Source organism: Pseudomonas sp. UBA3153, from assembly GCF_002364635.1.
Taxonomy (GTDB): domain Bacteria; phylum Pseudomonadota; class Gammaproteobacteria; order Pseudomonadales; family Pseudomonadaceae; genus Pseudomonas_O; species Pseudomonas_O kuykendallii.
The window spans coordinates 1-15742 of the sequence record NZ_DEYR01000093.1; the positions used below are offsets into that span (position 1 = coordinate 1).

Annotated in this window: 17 protein-coding genes; 6 read left to right on the forward strand and 11 right to left on the reverse strand. The window is 67.4% G+C overall.

The window, feature by feature from the left end:
• Positions 1-53: 53 nt before the first annotated feature.
• The 7 genes from B2X67_RS18705 to B2X67_RS18735 all read right to left on the reverse strand — a co-directional run bounded on the left by B2X67_RS18705 (position 54) and on the right by B2X67_RS18735 (position 7652).
• Complete coding sequence (locus tag B2X67_RS18705) at positions 54-1697, reverse strand: PepSY-associated TM helix domain-containing protein (RefSeq protein ID WP_286786431.1); 1644 nt, start codon at positions 1695-1697, stop codon at positions 54-56.
• Complete coding sequence (locus B2X67_RS18710) at positions 1694-1978, reverse strand: hypothetical protein (RefSeq protein ID WP_282339362.1); 285 nt, start codon at positions 1976-1978, stop codon at positions 1694-1696. The genes B2X67_RS18705 and B2X67_RS18710 overlap by 4 nt, the downstream gene beginning before the upstream one ends.
• Before the next feature lie 176 nt (positions 1979-2154).
• Positions 2155-4659, reverse strand: coding sequence for a TonB-dependent siderophore receptor (locus tag B2X67_RS18715; RefSeq protein WP_286786432.1), 2505 nt, complete (start codon positions 4657-4659; stop codon positions 2155-2157).
• A 110-nt stretch (positions 4660-4769) separates the two neighbouring features.
• A complete protein-coding gene (locus B2X67_RS18720) occupies positions 4770-5723 on the reverse strand; it encodes a FecR domain-containing protein (RefSeq protein ID WP_286786433.1) in 954 nt (317 codons plus the stop codon).
• Positions 5724-5725: 2 nt separating this feature from the next.
• Complete coding sequence (locus B2X67_RS18725) at positions 5726-6247, reverse strand: sigma-70 family RNA polymerase sigma factor (protein ID WP_286786434.1); 522 nt, start codon at positions 6245-6247, stop codon at positions 5726-5728.
• 76 nt (positions 6248-6323) lie between these two features.
• Positions 6324-6554: a DUF1161 domain-containing protein gene (locus B2X67_RS18730; protein WP_286786435.1), complete on the reverse strand. Its 231-nt coding sequence runs from the start codon at positions 6552-6554 to the stop codon at positions 6324-6326.
• A gap of 39 nt (positions 6555-6593) precedes the next feature.
• Positions 6594-7652, reverse strand: coding sequence for an aminopeptidase (locus B2X67_RS18735; RefSeq protein ID WP_286786436.1), 1059 nt, complete (start codon positions 7650-7652; stop codon positions 6594-6596).
• 73 nt (positions 7653-7725) lie between these two features.
• On the opposite strand from B2X67_RS18735, the gene B2X67_RS18740 reads away from it, so the two are divergent.
• The 4 genes from B2X67_RS18740 to B2X67_RS18755 all read left to right on the forward strand — a co-directional run bounded on the left by B2X67_RS18740 (position 7726) and on the right by B2X67_RS18755 (position 11157).
• The gene (locus B2X67_RS18740) at positions 7726-8136 is read left to right on the forward strand and encodes a hypothetical protein (RefSeq protein ID WP_286786437.1); all 411 of its coding nucleotides are present in this window, start codon (positions 7726-7728) and stop codon (positions 8134-8136) included.
• Positions 8137-8171: 35 nt separating this feature from the next.
• Positions 8172-8588, forward strand: a complete 417-nt coding sequence (locus B2X67_RS18745) for a hypothetical protein (RefSeq protein WP_282339369.1) — start codon at positions 8172-8174, stop codon at positions 8586-8588.
• Between the two features lie 84 nt (positions 8589-8672).
• Entirely contained in the window at positions 8673-10043 is a 1371-nt protein-coding gene (locus tag B2X67_RS18750; protein WP_286786438.1) for a cation:proton antiporter, read from the forward strand.
• Between the two features lie 106 nt (positions 10044-10149).
• Positions 10150-11157 (forward strand): LLM class flavin-dependent oxidoreductase, encoded by a 1008-nt coding sequence (locus B2X67_RS18755; protein WP_282339371.1) that lies wholly within the window; start codon positions 10150-10152, stop codon positions 11155-11157.
• Positions 11158-11224: 67 nt separating this feature from the next.
• On the opposite strand, the gene B2X67_RS18760 is transcribed toward B2X67_RS18755, so the two are convergent.
• The 4 genes from B2X67_RS18760 to B2X67_RS18775 form a co-directional block, all read right to left on the reverse strand.
• Complete coding sequence (locus B2X67_RS18760) at positions 11225-11449, reverse strand: DUF1161 domain-containing protein (protein ID WP_273230935.1); 225 nt, start codon at positions 11447-11449, stop codon at positions 11225-11227.
• Positions 11450-11498: 49 nt separating this feature from the next.
• A complete protein-coding gene (locus B2X67_RS18765; RefSeq protein ID WP_090224565.1) occupies positions 11499-11714 on the reverse strand; it encodes a dodecin in 216 nt (71 codons plus the stop codon).
• A gap of 123 nt (positions 11715-11837) precedes the next feature.
• Positions 11838-12056: a KTSC domain-containing protein gene (locus B2X67_RS18770; RefSeq protein ID WP_282339372.1), complete on the reverse strand. Its 219-nt coding sequence runs from the start codon at positions 12054-12056 to the stop codon at positions 11838-11840.
• Positions 12057-12059: 3 nt separating this feature from the next.
• The gene (locus B2X67_RS18775) at positions 12060-13847 is read right to left on the reverse strand and encodes an ABC transporter ATP-binding protein (protein ID WP_282339373.1); all 1788 of its coding nucleotides are present in this window, start codon (positions 13845-13847) and stop codon (positions 12060-12062) included.
• Positions 13848-14145: 298 nt separating this feature from the next.
• On the opposite strand from B2X67_RS18775, the gene B2X67_RS18780 reads away from it, so the two are divergent.
• A complete protein-coding gene (locus B2X67_RS18780; RefSeq protein ID WP_286786439.1) occupies positions 14146-14664 on the forward strand; it encodes a sigma-70 family RNA polymerase sigma factor in 519 nt (172 codons plus the stop codon).
• Complete coding sequence (locus B2X67_RS18785; RefSeq protein ID WP_286786440.1) at positions 14661-15626, forward strand: FecR domain-containing protein; 966 nt, start codon at positions 14661-14663, stop codon at positions 15624-15626. Before B2X67_RS18780 ends, B2X67_RS18785 begins: the two co-directional genes overlap by 4 nt.
• Positions 15627-15742: the final 116 nt, after the last annotated feature.

Below are 15742 nucleotides of genomic sequence, written 5' to 3' on the forward strand. Positions count from 1 at the left end.
AGCCATGCCGGCATAGCAGAGCGCGGCGGCGAGAATCACGGCGAGGGTCAGACTCATGATTGTGCCTCCGCCACGGCGGCGCGCTGGCGACCACGCGCCGGCGCCCTGCGCGGCCGGCTCAGGCGCCAGGCACCCCACAGCGACAGCACACCGGTGCCCAGCGCCACCAGTTCGACGCCGGCACGCTCGCCGTCGCCGCGCTGCAGGTAGCTGAACAACTGATCACCAACGGTCAGCCAGTTGAGCAGCGGCAGCAGCAGGCACAGGACGGCCAGCGCCAGCAGCTGCTCGACCCAGGCCCGCGCAGCAGGACGCAGGCCGGCGTGGACAAAACTCAGCAGCCAGACGGCGAAGAACACCGCGATCTCCCATTCCGGGCGGTCGGCGATGCCCAGCAGCACCAGGCGATTGCCCCAGAAGAACGCTACGCAGGCGACGGGCAGACCGGTCAGGGTGCCGACGTTGAGCACCTCGATCACCCGGTACACGCGCGGCGTGGCACTGCCGAACTCGTTCAACGAACGCTGGCGGCGCTTGACCATGAACAGCAGCGCGCCGGTGGCCAGCATGGCCGCGCCTGCCAGGCCGCTGATGAAGTACAGCCAGCGCACCAGGTGGCCGCCGAAGGCGGCGAAGTGCAGGTTGGCCATCACCGACTGCACGTCCTGCGCGGCGCCGCCACGCAGCTCGCCCGGCATCTGCACGTCGGTCTGCTCACCCGTCACGCCGTTGAAGAACACCCGGCCACCGCCGTCGCCGAGCAGGCGGTACTCGCCCGGCTTCTCGATGAAGCGGCCGAACACCCGCACCGAGGCGCTGCTGTCATTGGGGTGCTCGACGCTGACGAAACTGGCCGGGCGCTGCAGTTGCTGCTCGGCATGCAGCAGCATGCCGTCGAACGCGGCCAACGGCGCGGCGATGCCGGTGATTTCCTGGGCCGCCGGTTGGGCCAGCAGGTCGGCGAAGTAGGCCTCCTCGCTGTCGTAGTGCGCGGCGATGCCGGCCGGCATGTACAGGGCGTAGAAGGTCGCCAGGCCGGTGTAGGCGATCATCAGCTGGAACGGCAGGCTCAGCACCGAGAGGGCGTTGTGCGCGTCCAGCCAGCTGCGCTGGCCCTTGCCCGGACGGAAGGTGAAGAAGTCCTTGAAAAGGCGCTTGTGGATGACGATGCCGCTGACCAGCGCCACCAGCATGGCCATGGTGAAGGCACCGACGAACCAGATGCCGGCCGTGCCGCCGTGGAACTCGAAGTGCATGTGCACGAAGTGGTGACCGCCTTCGCTGTCACGCTCGCGGGAGCCGTCCACCGGGTTGCCGGTGCTGGCGTCGATGCGGGAGTTGTGGAAGTTCTCCTGCGGGTCCTGCCAGAACAGGCGGATCGAGGGGTCCTCGTCCGACGGCAGGCCAATGCCCAAGAAATGCGCGTTGGGCTGGTTCTCCTCGAACCAGGTACGGGCCATGCGCACGGCCTGGGGCCGGTCGAAGCCATCGTCCATGCGGGTGTCGCCGGTGGCCTCGGTGGCCTGCGGCAGGTGCGGCTTCATCCAGCGGGTGATGGGCTCGTCGAACACGCCCAGGCTGCCGGTGAGGAAGATCACGAACAGCACCCAGCAGGCCCACAGCCCGCCCCAGGTATGCAGCCAGGCCATGGCCTGGCGGAAACCGCCCTCGGCCGCGCCGCTCTGTACCTTGCTCATGCGTCACCTCCCAACAGCAGGCCGGCGCCGGTCAGTGCCAGCGAGGCGATCAGCAGCACCCGCCAGATGCGCCTCAGGTTGGGCGTGGCGAACGCCCAGACGATCACCGCGGTGTACACCGCGAAGCTGGTCAGCGAGGCGGCTAGGATCGCCTGGCTCTTGGGCAGCGGCAGCACGGCGCCGAGGAAGATCACGCTGGCGCAGGTCAGTGCATAGCCGCCAAGCAAGGCAGCCAGAGTGCGCGAGAGCAGCGCGCGGTAGCGGGGAGAAATCGATTTCATCGGCGAGCGACCATGGAAGCCGGAACAGGAAGGCCGCCGGCAGTACCGGCGGCGAAGCGTGCGGGGCGCAGAGACAATGCAGTGGCCCACACTTGAGGACGGATGAACCCGGTAAAACCGGAAGTTCCGGCCCTCGCCAAGCTGTGACCGGATGTTTCGTCGGCGCTACGAGCCGTTCAGAACTCCATGCGCAGGCCGAGGCTGGCGTTGCGCGGCTCTCCGAAATAGCTGGAGCTGGAACTGGTGTAGTACTCCTCGTCCAACAGGTTGTTGAGGTTGAGAGTGGCGCTGAGTTGGTCGGTGATGGGATAGCGTGCCATCACGTCGACCACCGCATAGTCATCCTGGGTGAAACGCTGGTCGCGCGCCGGACCGACGCCATCGCTGTAGATCTCGCTCTGCCAGTTGACCCCGCCACCGATGGTCAGGCCATTGCCGATGCTGCGCAGCACGTAGGTGGTGAACAGCTTGACGGTGTTCTGCGCAATGTTGGTGTTGAGCTTGTTGCCATCGGCATCCTGCACGATGTTGCGGCTGAAGCTCGCGCTGAGCTGCCAGTCGATGGCCACCTCACCCGTGACTTCCACCTCGAAACCACGGGTCTTGGTGCCGGATTCGGCGCGGTAGGCCTGGCTGCCGTCCGGAGCCAGCTGGCCATCGCCCAACGACACGGCCAGGTTGTCCTGCTCGATCTGGTACAGGGCGATCCCAAGGTTCAGGTCACCCTCGAAGAACGCCGCCTTGCTACCGATTTCGTAGCCGACGCCTTCCAGCGGATCGATATAGGCACCGGTCAGGGTCTTGTTGCTCTGCGGCTTGAAGATGCTGGTGTAGCTGCCATACACCGACCAGATGTCGTCGATGTCGTAGACCAGGCCGGCGAAGGGGGTGACCACGCCGGTTTCACTACGGTCGCTGCTGTCGCCCCCGCCACCGTAGTACTCGTTCTTGATCGTGTTTTCCCAGTCGATGACCCGCGCGCCAAGGATTAACGACAGGTCTTCGCTCAGGCGCAGACGGGTACTGCCGTAGGCCGCGCCCTGCTCTTCCTCGTAGTCGATACGACCGTAGGCCTGCAGATCAGGCTTGGTCGGCACCTTGCCGTTCCAGGTGTAGATGTTTTCGATCACCGGGAAGTCGCCCGTCACGGGATCGCGCCACCAGGTGTAGGCCGGGGTGTTGTAGTCGGTCTTCTGCCGGCTGTAGCCGACGATAGCGTCGTGCTCCAGGCCGAACAGGTCGAAACTGCCCGCCAGGTTCAGGTCGAAGCTGTTCTGTACCGGTTTGGCCTTCCAGCGGTTGGCATAGAACACGATCGAAGCAGGATCGGCTCCGGCCTCCCCGTTGTTCCCCCCGGCATAGCCGCTGAGTTCGTCGTATTCGCTACGGCGATTGTTCAGACTCAGCTTGGCCTTCCAGCGCTCGGTCAGGTTGTGCTCGAGGATGGCGAAGGCGGAGACGGCACTGCGCTTGGAATAGGCCCACTTGGCAGCGGCGGAGTCCGACTCGTCATGATCGGACCGGGTACCGTCGTTGTTGAACAGCGGCAGGCCACTGCGGGCGTGGCCGTCGTAGTCGTCGGACTGCGAGTCCATGCCGAAGGTCAGCAGGGTGTCTGCGGTCAGGTCGGCCTCGACCACCCCGTAGAACACCTCCTTGCGCTCGCTGAGGCGGTCGACATAGGAGTTGTTCTCCTGATACGCGCCCACCAGGCGGCCGCGCACGTTGCCGCTCTCGGTCAACGAACCGCTGACGTCGGTCTCGGTGCGGCGGTAATCCCAGGAGCCGCCGGTGACCGTGACGCTGCTCTTGAAGCCGGCCGTGGGGCGCTTGCGGATCATGTTCAGGGTCGCGCCGGGGGTGCCCACGCCGTTGGTCAGGCCGGTGGCGCCACGGATCACCTCGACGCGGTCGTACAGCACCATGTCGTTGCTCTGGGCGGGGCTCCCGTAGTTGCTGTCGAGCAGCTGCAGGCCATCGATCTGGTAGTTCTCGACCCTGAAGCCACGCGAGTAGATACCGCTGCTGTCGCCACCGTTGCCGCCACTCTGGCTGAGGGTCAGGCCGGGGGTCTGGCGCACCACGTCGGTGAGCTGGGTGAGGTTCTGGTCCTTCATGCGCTGGCTGGTGATCACCGAGACCGACTGCGGCGTCTCGCGGATCGACAGCGGCAGGCCGGTGGCGGTGCTGGTCGAGCCGGTGGTGTAGGAGCCGGTATCCTCGGTGATCTCGCCCAGGCCGGCGCCGGTGATCGTGATGGCATCGAGTTGCAGCGTCGAGCCGGCTTCCGGCGCCGGCAGCAGCGAATAATTGCCGCTGGCCTGCCGCGTTACCTGCAGGCCGCTGCCGGACAGCAGGCGCTGCAGCGCTTCATCGGCGGACAGCTGCCCCTGCACGCCCGGCGACTGCAGGCCGCGCACGGTCTCCGGAGAATAGGACAGGCTGACGCCGGTGGTGGCGGCGAAACTGTTCAGCGCCGACTCCAGCGAACCCGCGGCAATCGCGAAGTCGTGCTGCGCTACCACGCTCTGCGCCCAGGCGGGCTGCACCTGCACCAGGCTGGCAACCGGCAGCGCCAGCACCGCGCCGAGCAACGCGCGATTGATGGCCACACCCAGCGGGCTGGCGCAGGGGGAGCTACGAAGCAACGACGTACTGCGCGGAGCGGTGTGGCGCGACATGAGAGGTTCCTGGGAGGGTTGTCAGGGAGCGCACTGCGGGCGCTTTCCTAACCAAGTCGAATGAGAAACGAAATCAACAACACCCCAGGCAAAAATATTTCCGCGTCGGCTCAGGCCGGCTCGACCCGCACCCAGTAACGGGTCAGCCGACGCACGCGCAGCGGCAGGGTGCTGCGCAGGTTGTCCAGCACCGCGTCGCTGTCGGCCAGCTGGAAGGCGCCGGAGATGCGCAGCCCGGCCAGCGCCGGGTCGCAGGACAGCAGGCCCGGGCGATAGCGCGCCAGCTCGTCGATGAAGCGCGGCAGCGCCCAATCGCTGACCACCAGCATGCCGCGCAGCCAGGCATCGGCATGCGCCTCCAGCGGCTCGATGGCGCCGCAGGCCGTGGCGCCGTACCACAGCTGCTGGCCAGCCTCGACGCGCAGTGGCCGGTCCGGCGCGTCCAGCGGGCGTACCTCCACCGCGTGCTGCAGCACGCGCACCTGGGTGCGCTCGCCATCCTGGCGCACCAGGAATCGGGTGCCCAGGGCGCGGATGCTGCCCTGTTCGGTGTGCACCACGAAGGGCCGGCCCTCAGTGTCCTTGGCGGTCTGCACATGGATCTCGCCACGGCGCAGGTGCAGTTCGCGCAGGCGCTTGCCGTAGCGGATGTCGAGGGCAGTGTCGCTGTTCAGGCGCACCTGGCCGCCATCCTCCAGACGCAGGCTGCGGCGCTCGCCAACGGCGGTGTACTCATCGGCGCGCACGCTGCGCAGGGGCGCGGACTGCCAGCCAAGGCCGGCCGTCCCCCCACCGATCAGCAGCAGGCCGAGCAGCTTGAGGCTGCTACGTCGACGACCGTCGACCCCACGCAGCGCGGCCGGGGCGATACCGTTCGGCAGGCCGCCCAGCTTGCCCTGCAGGCGTTCCATGCGACTCCAGGCCTGACGGTGCGCGGGGTCGGCCTCCAGCCAGCGCAGATGCGCCTCGCCCGTGGCGGCGCAGTGCGGTGCGGCCTGCAGGTCCAGGTGCCAATTGGCGGCGGCCTGCAATACGGCCAGCGAGGGTTGCGCGATGCTGCCCATGCCTAGTCGCCCATCAGCAGCAGACACTGCGTCAGGCCGCGCACCACGTATTTGCGCACCGTGTTGGTCGATACGCCCAGGCGCCGGCCGATCTCCACATGGCTGAGACCGTCGAGCTGGGCGAGCAGGAATATCTCGCGGCAGCGCGGGCCGAGGCCGTCGAGCAGGCGGTCGATCCCCAATAGGGTCTCGATGATCAGCGCGCGCGCTTCCGGCGAGATGTCCAACGGCTCGGGCAGCGCGGCGAGGGCATCGAGGTAGGACTGCTCGAGGGCGCGGCGGCGGAAACCGTCGATCATCAGGCTACGGGCGATGCTACTCAGATAGGCGCGCGGCTCGCGCAGGTCGAACGCCTGTCGGCTGGAAAGCACGCGAACGAAGGTGTCCTGGGCCAGGTCGGCAGCATTCTCCGTACAGGGCAGACGCCTGCGCAGCCAATGGCGCAGCCAGGCGTGATGCTCGCGATAGAGCACCTGCACGGCTTGCTGGGTGGCGATGTCGACGGCCTGATCGGGGGAGCGCAAGGACAGAACCTAAATGATAATTCCTATCATTTATTCTCTTATGAAAACGCCCTCTCTCGCAAGCCGCGCGGCGCCGTCAGTCGTTCTTCTGGTAGATGATCTTCTTGCTGCCACCCTCGCAGCTGCCGACCACCATGTTGGCGTCCTCGACGTCGGCTACCGGCACGATCTCCAGCGTGTAGCTGGTGACATTGGCGGCCTGGATCTTCACCTCGATCTCCTGCTTCAGCTCCTCGCAGGGTTTGGGCGCGGCGAGCGCCGTGTGACACAGCAGCGTGGCCATGGCGGCCACTGTCCAGCGCTTCATGCAGGTCTCCTCGGGCTCGATCAGGCAGTTCTAGCTAGGTTAGAGCAAGGACGCCAGCGCCTGTTCCCGCTCCGCCGCCGGCAACCGGCCGATTTGCGCGGCGCGCCGATAGAACTCGCGCCAGTCGCCATTCGCCCGCCGGAACAGCGCGGCGAAGGCCTCTACCCACTGGTCGTAAAGACCGAACGGCAGTAGGCGGGCATTGTTCAGCGGCTGCGCCATCCAGGCGTCGTAGCGCGTGTCACCGCCCCACTGCCCGTCACGCAGGGTGCGATATTCCGCACGTAGTCGCTCGAACTCGGCGGCCTTTCCGGCACTTTTCTGCGCAGCGTCGAGCGGTTCGGCGTAGAGGGCCTGCAGGCGTTCCCGGCTGGCCAGGATCAGCTCGGTGAACTGTCGACGCTGCCGCTCCTGACGCGCATCCGGCGCTGGCAGGCCGCGGGCGATGCGCCACTCGCGAAGGCCCTGCTGCTCGACGAAGCTGGCGAAGGACTCGTTGAACGCGGTGTCGTCGGCCACGTAAAGCTGCTGGTGCGCCAGTTCGTGGAAGACCGTCGCGGCGAGACGGTCGTCGTCCCAGCGCAGCATGCTGCTGAGCAGCGGGTCGTCAAACCAGCCGAGGGTCGAGTAGGCCTCGACGCCGCCGACGTAGGTATCCAGCCCCTCCTCGTTGAGCAGCGCCGCGGCGCCACGCGCCCTGCCCTGCTGGTAATAGCCGCGATAGGCCACGCAGCCGGCGATGGGGAAGCAATGTTCCACCGGCGCCAGCGAGTAGCGCGGCGTGGCGAAGACGTTCCACACCACGAACGGCCGCCCGATGTCGGCGTAGACGCGGTAGCTGCGGTTGTCCGGCAGGTGCAGCGAGACGCTGGCGAAGCGCCGCGCCTGCTGCGCCAGCGCCAGCCTCTGGCGCAGGTGCGGGTCGCGCGCGGGGTCGGCGAGCACCGCGTCGATGGGTTCGCGCTGGCGCAGCACCTGCAGTTGGCCCTGCAGCAACTGCCCGTAATAGCTGGAGCAACCGCTCAGCGCAAGGCACAGCAGCAGGGGAACCCAACGCAGGGCGCGGTTGTCGAGTAACGGGATATTTGGCGGCGACATGCCGGCGACCCTATCCCATCGCGGCAGTGCGCTCCAGCGCCGCCGCGCTTCGATCCCCCGACTGGAGACGCCGATGCGTGCCGCCCTTCTCTGCCTCAGCCTGCTGACTCTTCAAGGATGCTCGCTGTGGATGCCCCGGCCCGACCCGAACCAGGCCTGGGTCGACCTCGATGCCAAGGGCGCACCGCCGCTGGCGCTGGAAGTGGACGACAAGCCGCTGGAGGACGATCGCTACTTCCAGGTCGAGCCGGGTAGCCACGCGCTGACGGTTCGTTATCGCTTCGAGGTCAGCGCCGCGAATACCGGCCACGACCAACCGCTGCAGCGCGACTGCCGGCTGACGCTCAAGTACGACGACTTCGATGCCGGCGGTCGCTATCGCCTGGAGGCGGGCGAATGGGGCTTCCGCCCGTGGGTCAAACTCTACGACCAGCAGAACCAACTGCTCGGCCGTGGCCAGGAACAACGCTGCGGTGGCGTATAGCGGTTATTCTGCGGTCCCCAGACGAGGACTCCACGATGCGTAACCTGGCCGTTTTCCTGATGTTGCCGCTGCTGCACGCCTGCGCGGCACCGCTTCCGAAACCCGATCCGAACCTCGCCTGGGTCGACGTGCGGGCAGTGCCGATCGGCGACATCTCGGCTGACCGGCTGGACGGCAAGCGCCTCGACGATGCGCGCTACTTCCAGGTCGGTCCCGGCGCCCACGAGCTGGACGTGCGCTATCAGTACGAGGTCAACCGCGGCGGCGGCGTCGATTCCAGCGGCCCGTCCCAGGTCACCTGCTACCTGCGCGTGCGCTACGACGGCTTCGTTCCCGGCCAGCGCTACCGCCTGGAAGCACGGCCGCTGGTGCTCAAGGCCCAGGGCTGGCTGTATGGCGAGGGACGCGAGCCGCTGGCGAGCGCCAAGCTGCTGCGCTGCGGCCCCTACTGAAACCCGGCGGAACCTGAACCGCCGCCCGGGCATCGAAAAACCGTGGGCCTACTCCGGGCTCGATGAGCGGGCTACTCGTTTCCCATGAATTTCACCCAATGGATGGCCGTGCTCGGCCTCCTGTTGCTGGCGCTGGCCCTGGCCTCGGCATTCCTGCGCTGGCTGCCGGTCACCACCTCGATCCTCTACCTGGCCTTCGGCGTTGTCATCGGCCAGTTCGGCATCGGCCTCTGGCATGCCGATTTCGACCAGATCTCGGTCTGGCTGGAGCACCTCGCCGAAGTCGCCGTGCTGGTCTCGCTGTTCGCCAGCGGGATCAAGCTGCGCCTGCCGTTCCGCGACCCGGCCTGGCTCAGCGCCTATCTGCTGGTCGGCCCGGTGATGCTGCTGTGCATCGGCGGCGTGGCGCTGGTCGGGCATTACGGCTTCGGCCTGAGCTGGGGCGTCGCGGTGCTGATCGGCGCGATCCTCGCCCCCACCGATCCGGTGCTCGCCAGCCTGGTGCAGGTCAACCACGCCAGCGACTGCGACCGCGTGCGCTACGGCCTCACCGGCGAGGCCGGCTTCAACGATGGCGTGGCCTTCCCCTTCGTGGTCTTCGGCCTGCTGCTGATCGAATACGGCGGCGGCTCCTGGGCGTGGGTCGACGACTGGTTCTGGCAGCGCCTGCTGTGGGCGGTGCCGGCCGGGCTGGCGAGCGGTTTCGTGCTCGGCAAACTGGTCGGCCGGCTGGCGATCTACCTGCGCGCGCGGCACGCCGAAACCGGCATCTCGCCCAACGATTTCCTCGCCCTGGCGCTGATCGCGCTGTCCTACGTGATCGCCGAATCCATCGGCGCCTGGGGCTTCCTGGCCACCTTCGCCGCCGGTGTTGGCCTGCGTCACGCGGAGATATCCTCCAGCGGCCATGACGCCGAGCCGGCCGAGCACATCACGCGCAAGGTGCTGCCGCGCCTGGCGGGGGAAATCCCGCAGCGGCTCGACGTCGACGGCATGCGCATCGACGAGCCGAAGATCGCCGCCGGCGTGCTGATGAGCGACATCCTCAGCTTCGGCAACCTGCTCGAACGCAGCCTGGAAGTGCTGCTGGTGACCATCCTCGGCGTGGTGCTGACGGCGCACTGGGACTGGCGCGCGGTGCCGCTGGGCCTGGCGCTGTTCGCGGTGATCCGCCCGCTGTCGGTGTGGCTGGTGTTCCCGCGCAGCCTGGTCACCCGGCCGCAGCGGCGCCTGCTCGGCTGGTTCGGCATTCGCGGCATCGGCAGCCTGTACTACCTGTGCTACGCGCTAAACCATCACCTGCAGGAGTCGGCGCGGATGGACGTCACCGACCTGACGCTGTCGGTGGTCGCGCTGAGCATCTTCATCCACGGCCTGACCACCCAGCCTCTGCTGAGCCGCTACGAGAAACGCTACGCCGCGCAGATTTCCTGCGTGCAGCCCGACAAGGGCTGACGTGCGAGCGCGAGCGCCAGCGCCGCGTCCGTCGGGATTGCGGCGTGCGGGCTTGTCTTCGGCATGCCGAGCCCGCATCTAACCCTCATACAACGAGGTGAACGACATGTCCCGACTCGCCAATACCCGTATTTCCACCCTCGATCTGGTGCCGATCCGCGACGATGGCAACGCCGCTCAGGCGCTGCGCAATTCGCTGTCGCTGGCGCGCCACGTCGAGAAGCTCGGCTTCACTCGCTTCTGGGTCGCCGAGCACCACAACATGGACGGCATCGCCAGCTCCGCCACCGCCGTGCTGCTCGGCTACCTGGCCGGCGGCACGTCGAGCATCCGCGTCGGTGCCGGCGGGATCATGCTGCCGAACCACGCGCCGCTGGTGATCGCCGAACAGTTCGGCACCCTGGAGGCGCTGTACCCGGGACGCATCGACCTCGGCCTGGGCCGCGCGCCCGGCGCCGACCAGTTCACCGCCCACGCGCTGCGCCGCGACCGCATGGGCAGCGCCGACGATTTCCCGCGCGACGTGGAGGAGCTGGAACGGCTGCTCGGCCCGCGCCAGCCGAACCAGCGCGTGGTGGCGATGCCCGGCGCCGACAGCAACCTGCCGATCTGGCTGCTCGGATCGAGCCTGTTCAGCGCGCAACTGGCGGCCGCCAAGGGCCTGCCCTACGCCTTCGCCTCGCACTTCGCGCCGCGCTACGTGCACGAGGCGATCCGCCTGTACCGGGAGAATTTCCGGCCCTCGGCGGTACTCGACAAACCCTACGTGATGCTCGGCGTTCCGCTGATCGCCGCGGACGACGACGAGCAGGCCGAATTCCTCGCCACCACGGCGTTCCAGCGTATCCTCGCGCTGCTGCGCGGCGAAAGCCTGGTGCTGCGCCCGCCAGTGGAAAGCATGCACGGTCGCTGGCTGCCGCACGAGCAGGACGCGGTGGGGAATTTCTTCGGCATGGCGGTGATTGGCGGGCCGGAAAAGGTGCGCGCGCGGCTGGAAATCCTCCTCGAGCAGACCCAAGCCGACGAGCTGATCTTCACCTGCGACCTCTACGAACACGCCTCGCGGTTGCGCTCCTACGAAATCCTTGGCCAGTTGCATGCGGGGACGATCTGAGCCACGCCCTCCGCGCATAAAAAAACGGCCCAATTCGGGCCGTTTTTTTTGTGCTCCAGCGCAGGCATCAGCCTTTGCGATAGACGATTTCCTTGCTGCCGGCTTCACAGCTGCCGACCACCTTTCCATCCGCCGCCGCGCCCTTGTCGACCACTTCGAGGGTGAAGCCCGACGCGCCCTTGGCCTCGATCTTCGCGGCGATTTCCGCCTTCAGTTCCTCACAGGGCTTGGCGGCGGCGAATGCCGAGGAAGCCAGCACGCTCAAGCCCACTGCCATCAGTACTCTTTTCATCTTCGTTCCCTCGTTTGTTTACGACCCTGGTTTCCCTGTCTTCAGCGCCTTAGCTGTGCTCGACACGGAACCCGACTTTGATGGTGACCTGGTAATGCGCGACCGCACCGTTCTCGATGTGGCCACGGGTTTCCACGACTTCGAACCACTCCATCAGCTTGACACTCTTCGACGCCTCGGCGAGTGCGTTGCTAATGGCATCTTCGATGGTAGTCGTGGATGAGCCAACCAGCTCGACCAGCTTGTAGGTGTGATGATCCGACATGCCTTTCTCCCCTTGGGATGAGTGATTGAAGCGTCGCGGGTTGGCCCGCCTACTTAATCAGGCTGGAGATGCACGGAAAAAGTTCGATGGCATGAACGAGGCGGCGTTTTCCGGCGCGGCGCGCTAGTCGGCGAGTCGCTCGTAGGCGAAGCCGAAGGACTTGAACTCGCGGTTGAACCAGGTGCCCTTGGACGGCGCGGCGAGCAGCGCCCGATGGACTTCCGGCGGCACCCCGGCGTAGCGATAGCAGGCGCCACTGGCGAACTCGACCTCCAGCTCGGCGCTGTCCTCGCAGTAACCGACGCGGCGCAGGCTGCTCGAGTCCACCGCTTCGCGCCGCATGGCTCAGCCTCGGTCTGACTGCTCGTGCTTGAAGCCGGCCGCCTGGATCGTCCACAGCGACTGGAAGAGTCCGCCCTGGCGGCGCAGCTCGTCGGGCGGGCCGTCCTCGACGATGGCGCCTTTCTGCAGCACGACGATGCGGTCGAAGCTGGCCAGCGTGGACAGCCGATGGGCCACGGCCACCACGGTGCGACCCTGCATCAGGTCGGCCAGGGCGGCCTGGATTTCCGCTTCGGAATGGGTGTCCAGGGCCGAGGTCGCCTCGTCGAGGATCAGGATCGGCGAATCCTTGAGGAACGCGCGGGCGATGCCCAGGCGCTGGCGCTGTCCACCGGAGAGCATCACCCCTCGCTCGCCCACCAGGGTGTCGTAGCCCTGCGGCAGCTCGCGGATGAAGGCGTCGCAGAAGGCATTCTTCGCGGCCATCACGACGTCCTCGTCGGTGGCGTCCGGACGGCCGTAGCGGATGTTCTCGCGGATCGTCCGGTTGAACAGCGCGGCTTCCTGCGGCACCACCGCCAGACGCTCGCGCAGGCTGTCCTGGCTGACTTCGCTGATGTCCTGGCCATCGATCATCACCCGCCCGGCCTGGGGGTCGTCGAGGCGCTGGATCAGGCTGATCAGGGTCGACTTGCCGGCGCCCGAGGAGCCGACGATGCCGACCTTCTGCCCGGCCGGGATGGTCAGCTCGAAATGCTCGAACACGCGACGGCCGTCGGGGTAACGGAAGGTCACGTCGCGGAACTCGATCTGCCCCTGCGACAGCGCCAGGTTGGCTTCCGGGTCGTCCAGCGCATGCGGCTGCACGATGATCTTCAGGGTGTCGGCGATGGCGCCGAGCTGCTGCGTGGTGTCGACCAGCGCCAGCGCCAGCTCGCGCGAGCCGTGCAGGATGCGGAAGGTCAGCGTGCTGACCATCACCACGTCGCCGGCGCTGATGCTGCCGGTACGCCACAGGCTGATGGCCCAGATCAGCATGCCGCCGGCCATCACCGACAGGCAGATGTCGTGGATCACCCGGGCCTTTTCCAGGTACATCCAGCTGCGCCGGTGGGCCAGCGCCTCGACGCCGATCTCCTCGGCCAGGCGGCGACTTTCGCGTTCGCGGGCGGAGAACGCCTTGATCGTCCAAACGTTGCTGACCACGTCCACCAGCTCGCCGCCGACCCGCGCGGCCTGGGCGGCGAAGCGCTGGTGCTTGGAGCGGCCGAGGATACCGAACCCGGTGATCAGCGCCGCCACCAGCAGCACGAAGCCGATCAGCGTCACCGCCATGCGCACGTCGACGGTCAGCAGCACCAGCACCGCGCCGGCGAAATCCACGCAGGGCGGCATGATGCGCCAGGCTAGACCGCCGAAGATCGAGCCCGCCGCGGTGCCGGTGGCGGTGATGCGGTTGCCCAGCGCGCCGGCGAAGTGTTCGCTGAAATAGCGCATCGGGTGGCCGGTGAGGTAGCGGAACAGGTCGACGCGCACGTCGACGCAACTCGACACCACGGTGCGGCAGCCGAGCCAGCCGCCAGCGCGCCAGAACGCGTTCTCCAGCACGATCAAGCCGATGAACACCGCGAGGGGCGGCCATACCGCGGCGTTGACGCGGTCGTCGGTGGCCATCGCGTCCACCAGCAGCTTCATCCCGTACTGCACCGCCACGCCGCAGCCCGAGGCGCCGACGATGAGCAGGAACATGCCGCCGAAGTGCCATGGCCGCTGACGCACGTAATGCATCAGGAAGGCCACCGGACGACTCGGCAGTACCGGCGTCGCCAGACGCGGGCTGGGGACGGTCATGGGCGCTGCACTCCAAAAAAGGCTACTGGCGTTCGACGGGCCAGGCCTGCTCCGGTTCAACGCGAATTCGCCGCCCAGAGCGCGATGCCGGTTGACCGGATCCTGATTTGCCGCTGCGGGAAGAGTTTCGGGTACGCAGGCCGCTCCAGCAGCTCATCCTTCCTCCACCGGGTGGCATCAGCCCATCGTCAGCCGAGAGGCATCGTGGCGCGCGCCTCCACTCGGGAATTCCCAATCACCCCACCGCACCCGTAGAATTGCGACACGTTCTTATTTGCGATCTTTTCCAGGAGGCGGGATGTCCACGGTATTTCCCGAACCGGCGTCCCATGCGCAGCTCGGTGCGCTCTATCAGGACCACCATGGCTGGCTGCAAGGCTGGTTGCGGCGGCGGCTGGGCGATCGCGAACGGGCGGCGGATATCGCCCAGGACACTTTCCTGCGCCTGCTGGTGACGCGGCGCCTGCCCGGCGTCGGTGAGGGCCGCAGCTACCTGGCGCAGATCGCGCGCAACCTGGTCATCGACCAGTGGCGGCGCCAGCGCATCGAACAGGCCTACCTGGAAAGCCTGGCGGCGCTGCCGGAGCCCGAAACGCCCAGTCTTGAAACCCGCGCCATCGTCATCGAGACCCTGCTGCGCATCGACACCATGCTCGACGGCATGCCGCCCAGGGTTCGCGAGGCCTTCCTGCTCTCGCAGTTCGAGGGGCTGACCTACCCGCAGATCGCCGAACGCCTGCAGGTCAGCGTCAGCTCGGTGCAGAAGTACATGATCCGCGCGATCCAGGCCTGCTATCAGGTGCTCTACGCCGAATGAAACCCGCCACCGATCGTCCCATCGCTCCCGCCATCGTCGAGCAGGCCAGCCACTGGCTGATGGTGCATTGGGGCGGCGAACTGGATGGCGCCGCGCAGCGCCGTTTCGCCGCCTGGCAGGCCGCCGACCCCGAACACCAGCGCGCCTGGCAGCGCCTGCAGCGGCTACAGGGCACCCTGGCCGGCGTGCCCGCCGAGATGGCCTGCACGGTGCTGCGCGAGATGCCCGACGCGCGGCGCCGGCAAACCCTGAAGCTGCTCGGCATGCTGCTGGTGGCCGGCGGCAGCGGCTACTTCGCCCAGGCGCAGTTGCCGTGGCGCGAGACGCTAGCCGATCTGCACAGCGGCACCGGCGAACGCCTGCATCGCGAGCTCTCCGACGGCAGCCGCCTGGACCTGAACAGCGGCAGCGCGGTGGACATCCTGTTCAGCGCGCGCGAGCGACGCATCCGCCTGCTGGCCGGCGAGATCCTCCTCAGCAGCGGCCATGAAGCCATCGCGCCGTATCGCCCGCTGATCGTGGAAACCCCCAGCGGCGACGTGCAGGCGCTGGGCACGCGCTTCTCGGTGCAGGAAGTCGACGGCGGCACGCGTGTCGGCCTCTACCAAGGCGAACTGGAAATCCGCCCACGCCACGGGGCGGTGCTGCGCCTGCAAGCTGGCCAGGCGCTGTGGTTTGGCGCCGATGGAGCGGGCGCGGTACAAGCCGCGGACCGCAACGCCATCGCCTGGAGCGAAGGCCGGCTGGTCGCCGAACGGATGCCGCTGGGCCGGTTCATCGCCGAACTCTCGCGTCACCGCCCCGGCGTGCTGCGCTGCGATCCGGCAATCGCCGGGCTGGAGCTGACCGGCGTTTTCCCGCTGGCCGACACCGAGCGCGTGCTCGCTGCGCTGCAACAGTCCCTGCCCGTGGAGGTGCACAGCCTGACGCGCTACTGGGTCACCGTCCGCCCCCGCGTCTGAGACGGGGCGACGGAGGTTGGCGCGGCGGCCTGTCACAAAAAATGTCCCGCCGATTGACGCTTTTCCCGGCTCGTTCGGGATACCTCTTGAATTCAATCAAGAAGCATTCTCAAGAG

Bases quoted from the DNA above. Each gene is read 5' to 3' on its own strand.
- B2X67_RS18785 (WP_286786440.1), top strand. From the start codon at position 14,661: ATGAAACCCGCCACCGATCGTCCCATCGCTCCCGCCATCGTCGAGCAG.
- B2X67_RS18755 (WP_282339371.1), top strand. From the start codon at position 10,150: ATGTCCCGACTCGCCAATACCCGTATTTCCACCCTCGATCTGGTGCCG.
- B2X67_RS18770 (WP_282339372.1), bottom strand. From the start codon at position 12,056: ATGCGGCGCGAAGCGGTGGACTCGAGCAGCCTGCGCCGCGTCGGTTAC.
- B2X67_RS18735 (WP_286786436.1), bottom strand. From the start codon at position 7,652: ATGTCGCCGCCAAATATCCCGTTACTCGACAACCGCGCCCTGCGTTGG.
- B2X67_RS18740 (WP_286786437.1), top strand. From the start codon at position 7,726: ATGCGTGCCGCCCTTCTCTGCCTCAGCCTGCTGACTCTTCAAGGATGC.
- B2X67_RS18765 (WP_090224565.1), bottom strand. From the start codon at position 11,714: ATGTCGGATCATCACACCTACAAGCTGGTCGAGCTGGTTGGCTCATCC.
- B2X67_RS18715 (WP_286786432.1), bottom strand. From the start codon at position 4,659: ATGTCGCGCCACACCGCTCCGCGCAGTACGTCGTTGCTTCGTAGCTCC.
- B2X67_RS18780 (WP_286786439.1), top strand. From the start codon at position 14,146: ATGTCCACGGTATTTCCCGAACCGGCGTCCCATGCGCAGCTCGGTGCG.
- B2X67_RS18730 (WP_286786435.1), bottom strand. From the start codon at position 6,554: ATGAAGCGCTGGACAGTGGCCGCCATGGCCACGCTGCTGTGTCACACG.
- B2X67_RS18745 (WP_282339369.1), top strand. From the start codon at position 8,172: ATGCGTAACCTGGCCGTTTTCCTGATGTTGCCGCTGCTGCACGCCTGC.
- B2X67_RS18750 (WP_286786438.1), top strand. From the start codon at position 8,673: ATGAATTTCACCCAATGGATGGCCGTGCTCGGCCTCCTGTTGCTGGCG.
- B2X67_RS18775 (WP_282339373.1), bottom strand. From the start codon at position 13,847: ATGACCGTCCCCAGCCCGCGTCTGGCGACGCCGGTACTGCCGAGTCGT.
- B2X67_RS18710 (WP_282339362.1), bottom strand. From the start codon at position 1,978: ATGAAATCGATTTCTCCCCGCTACCGCGCGCTGCTCTCGCGCACTCTG.
- B2X67_RS18760 (WP_273230935.1), bottom strand. From the start codon at position 11,449: ATGAAAAGAGTACTGATGGCAGTGGGCTTGAGCGTGCTGGCTTCCTCG.
- B2X67_RS18705 (WP_286786431.1), bottom strand. From the start codon at position 1,697: ATGAGCAAGGTACAGAGCGGCGCGGCCGAGGGCGGTTTCCGCCAGGCC.
- B2X67_RS18720 (WP_286786433.1), bottom strand. From the start codon at position 5,723: ATGGGCAGCATCGCGCAACCCTCGCTGGCCGTATTGCAGGCCGCCGCC.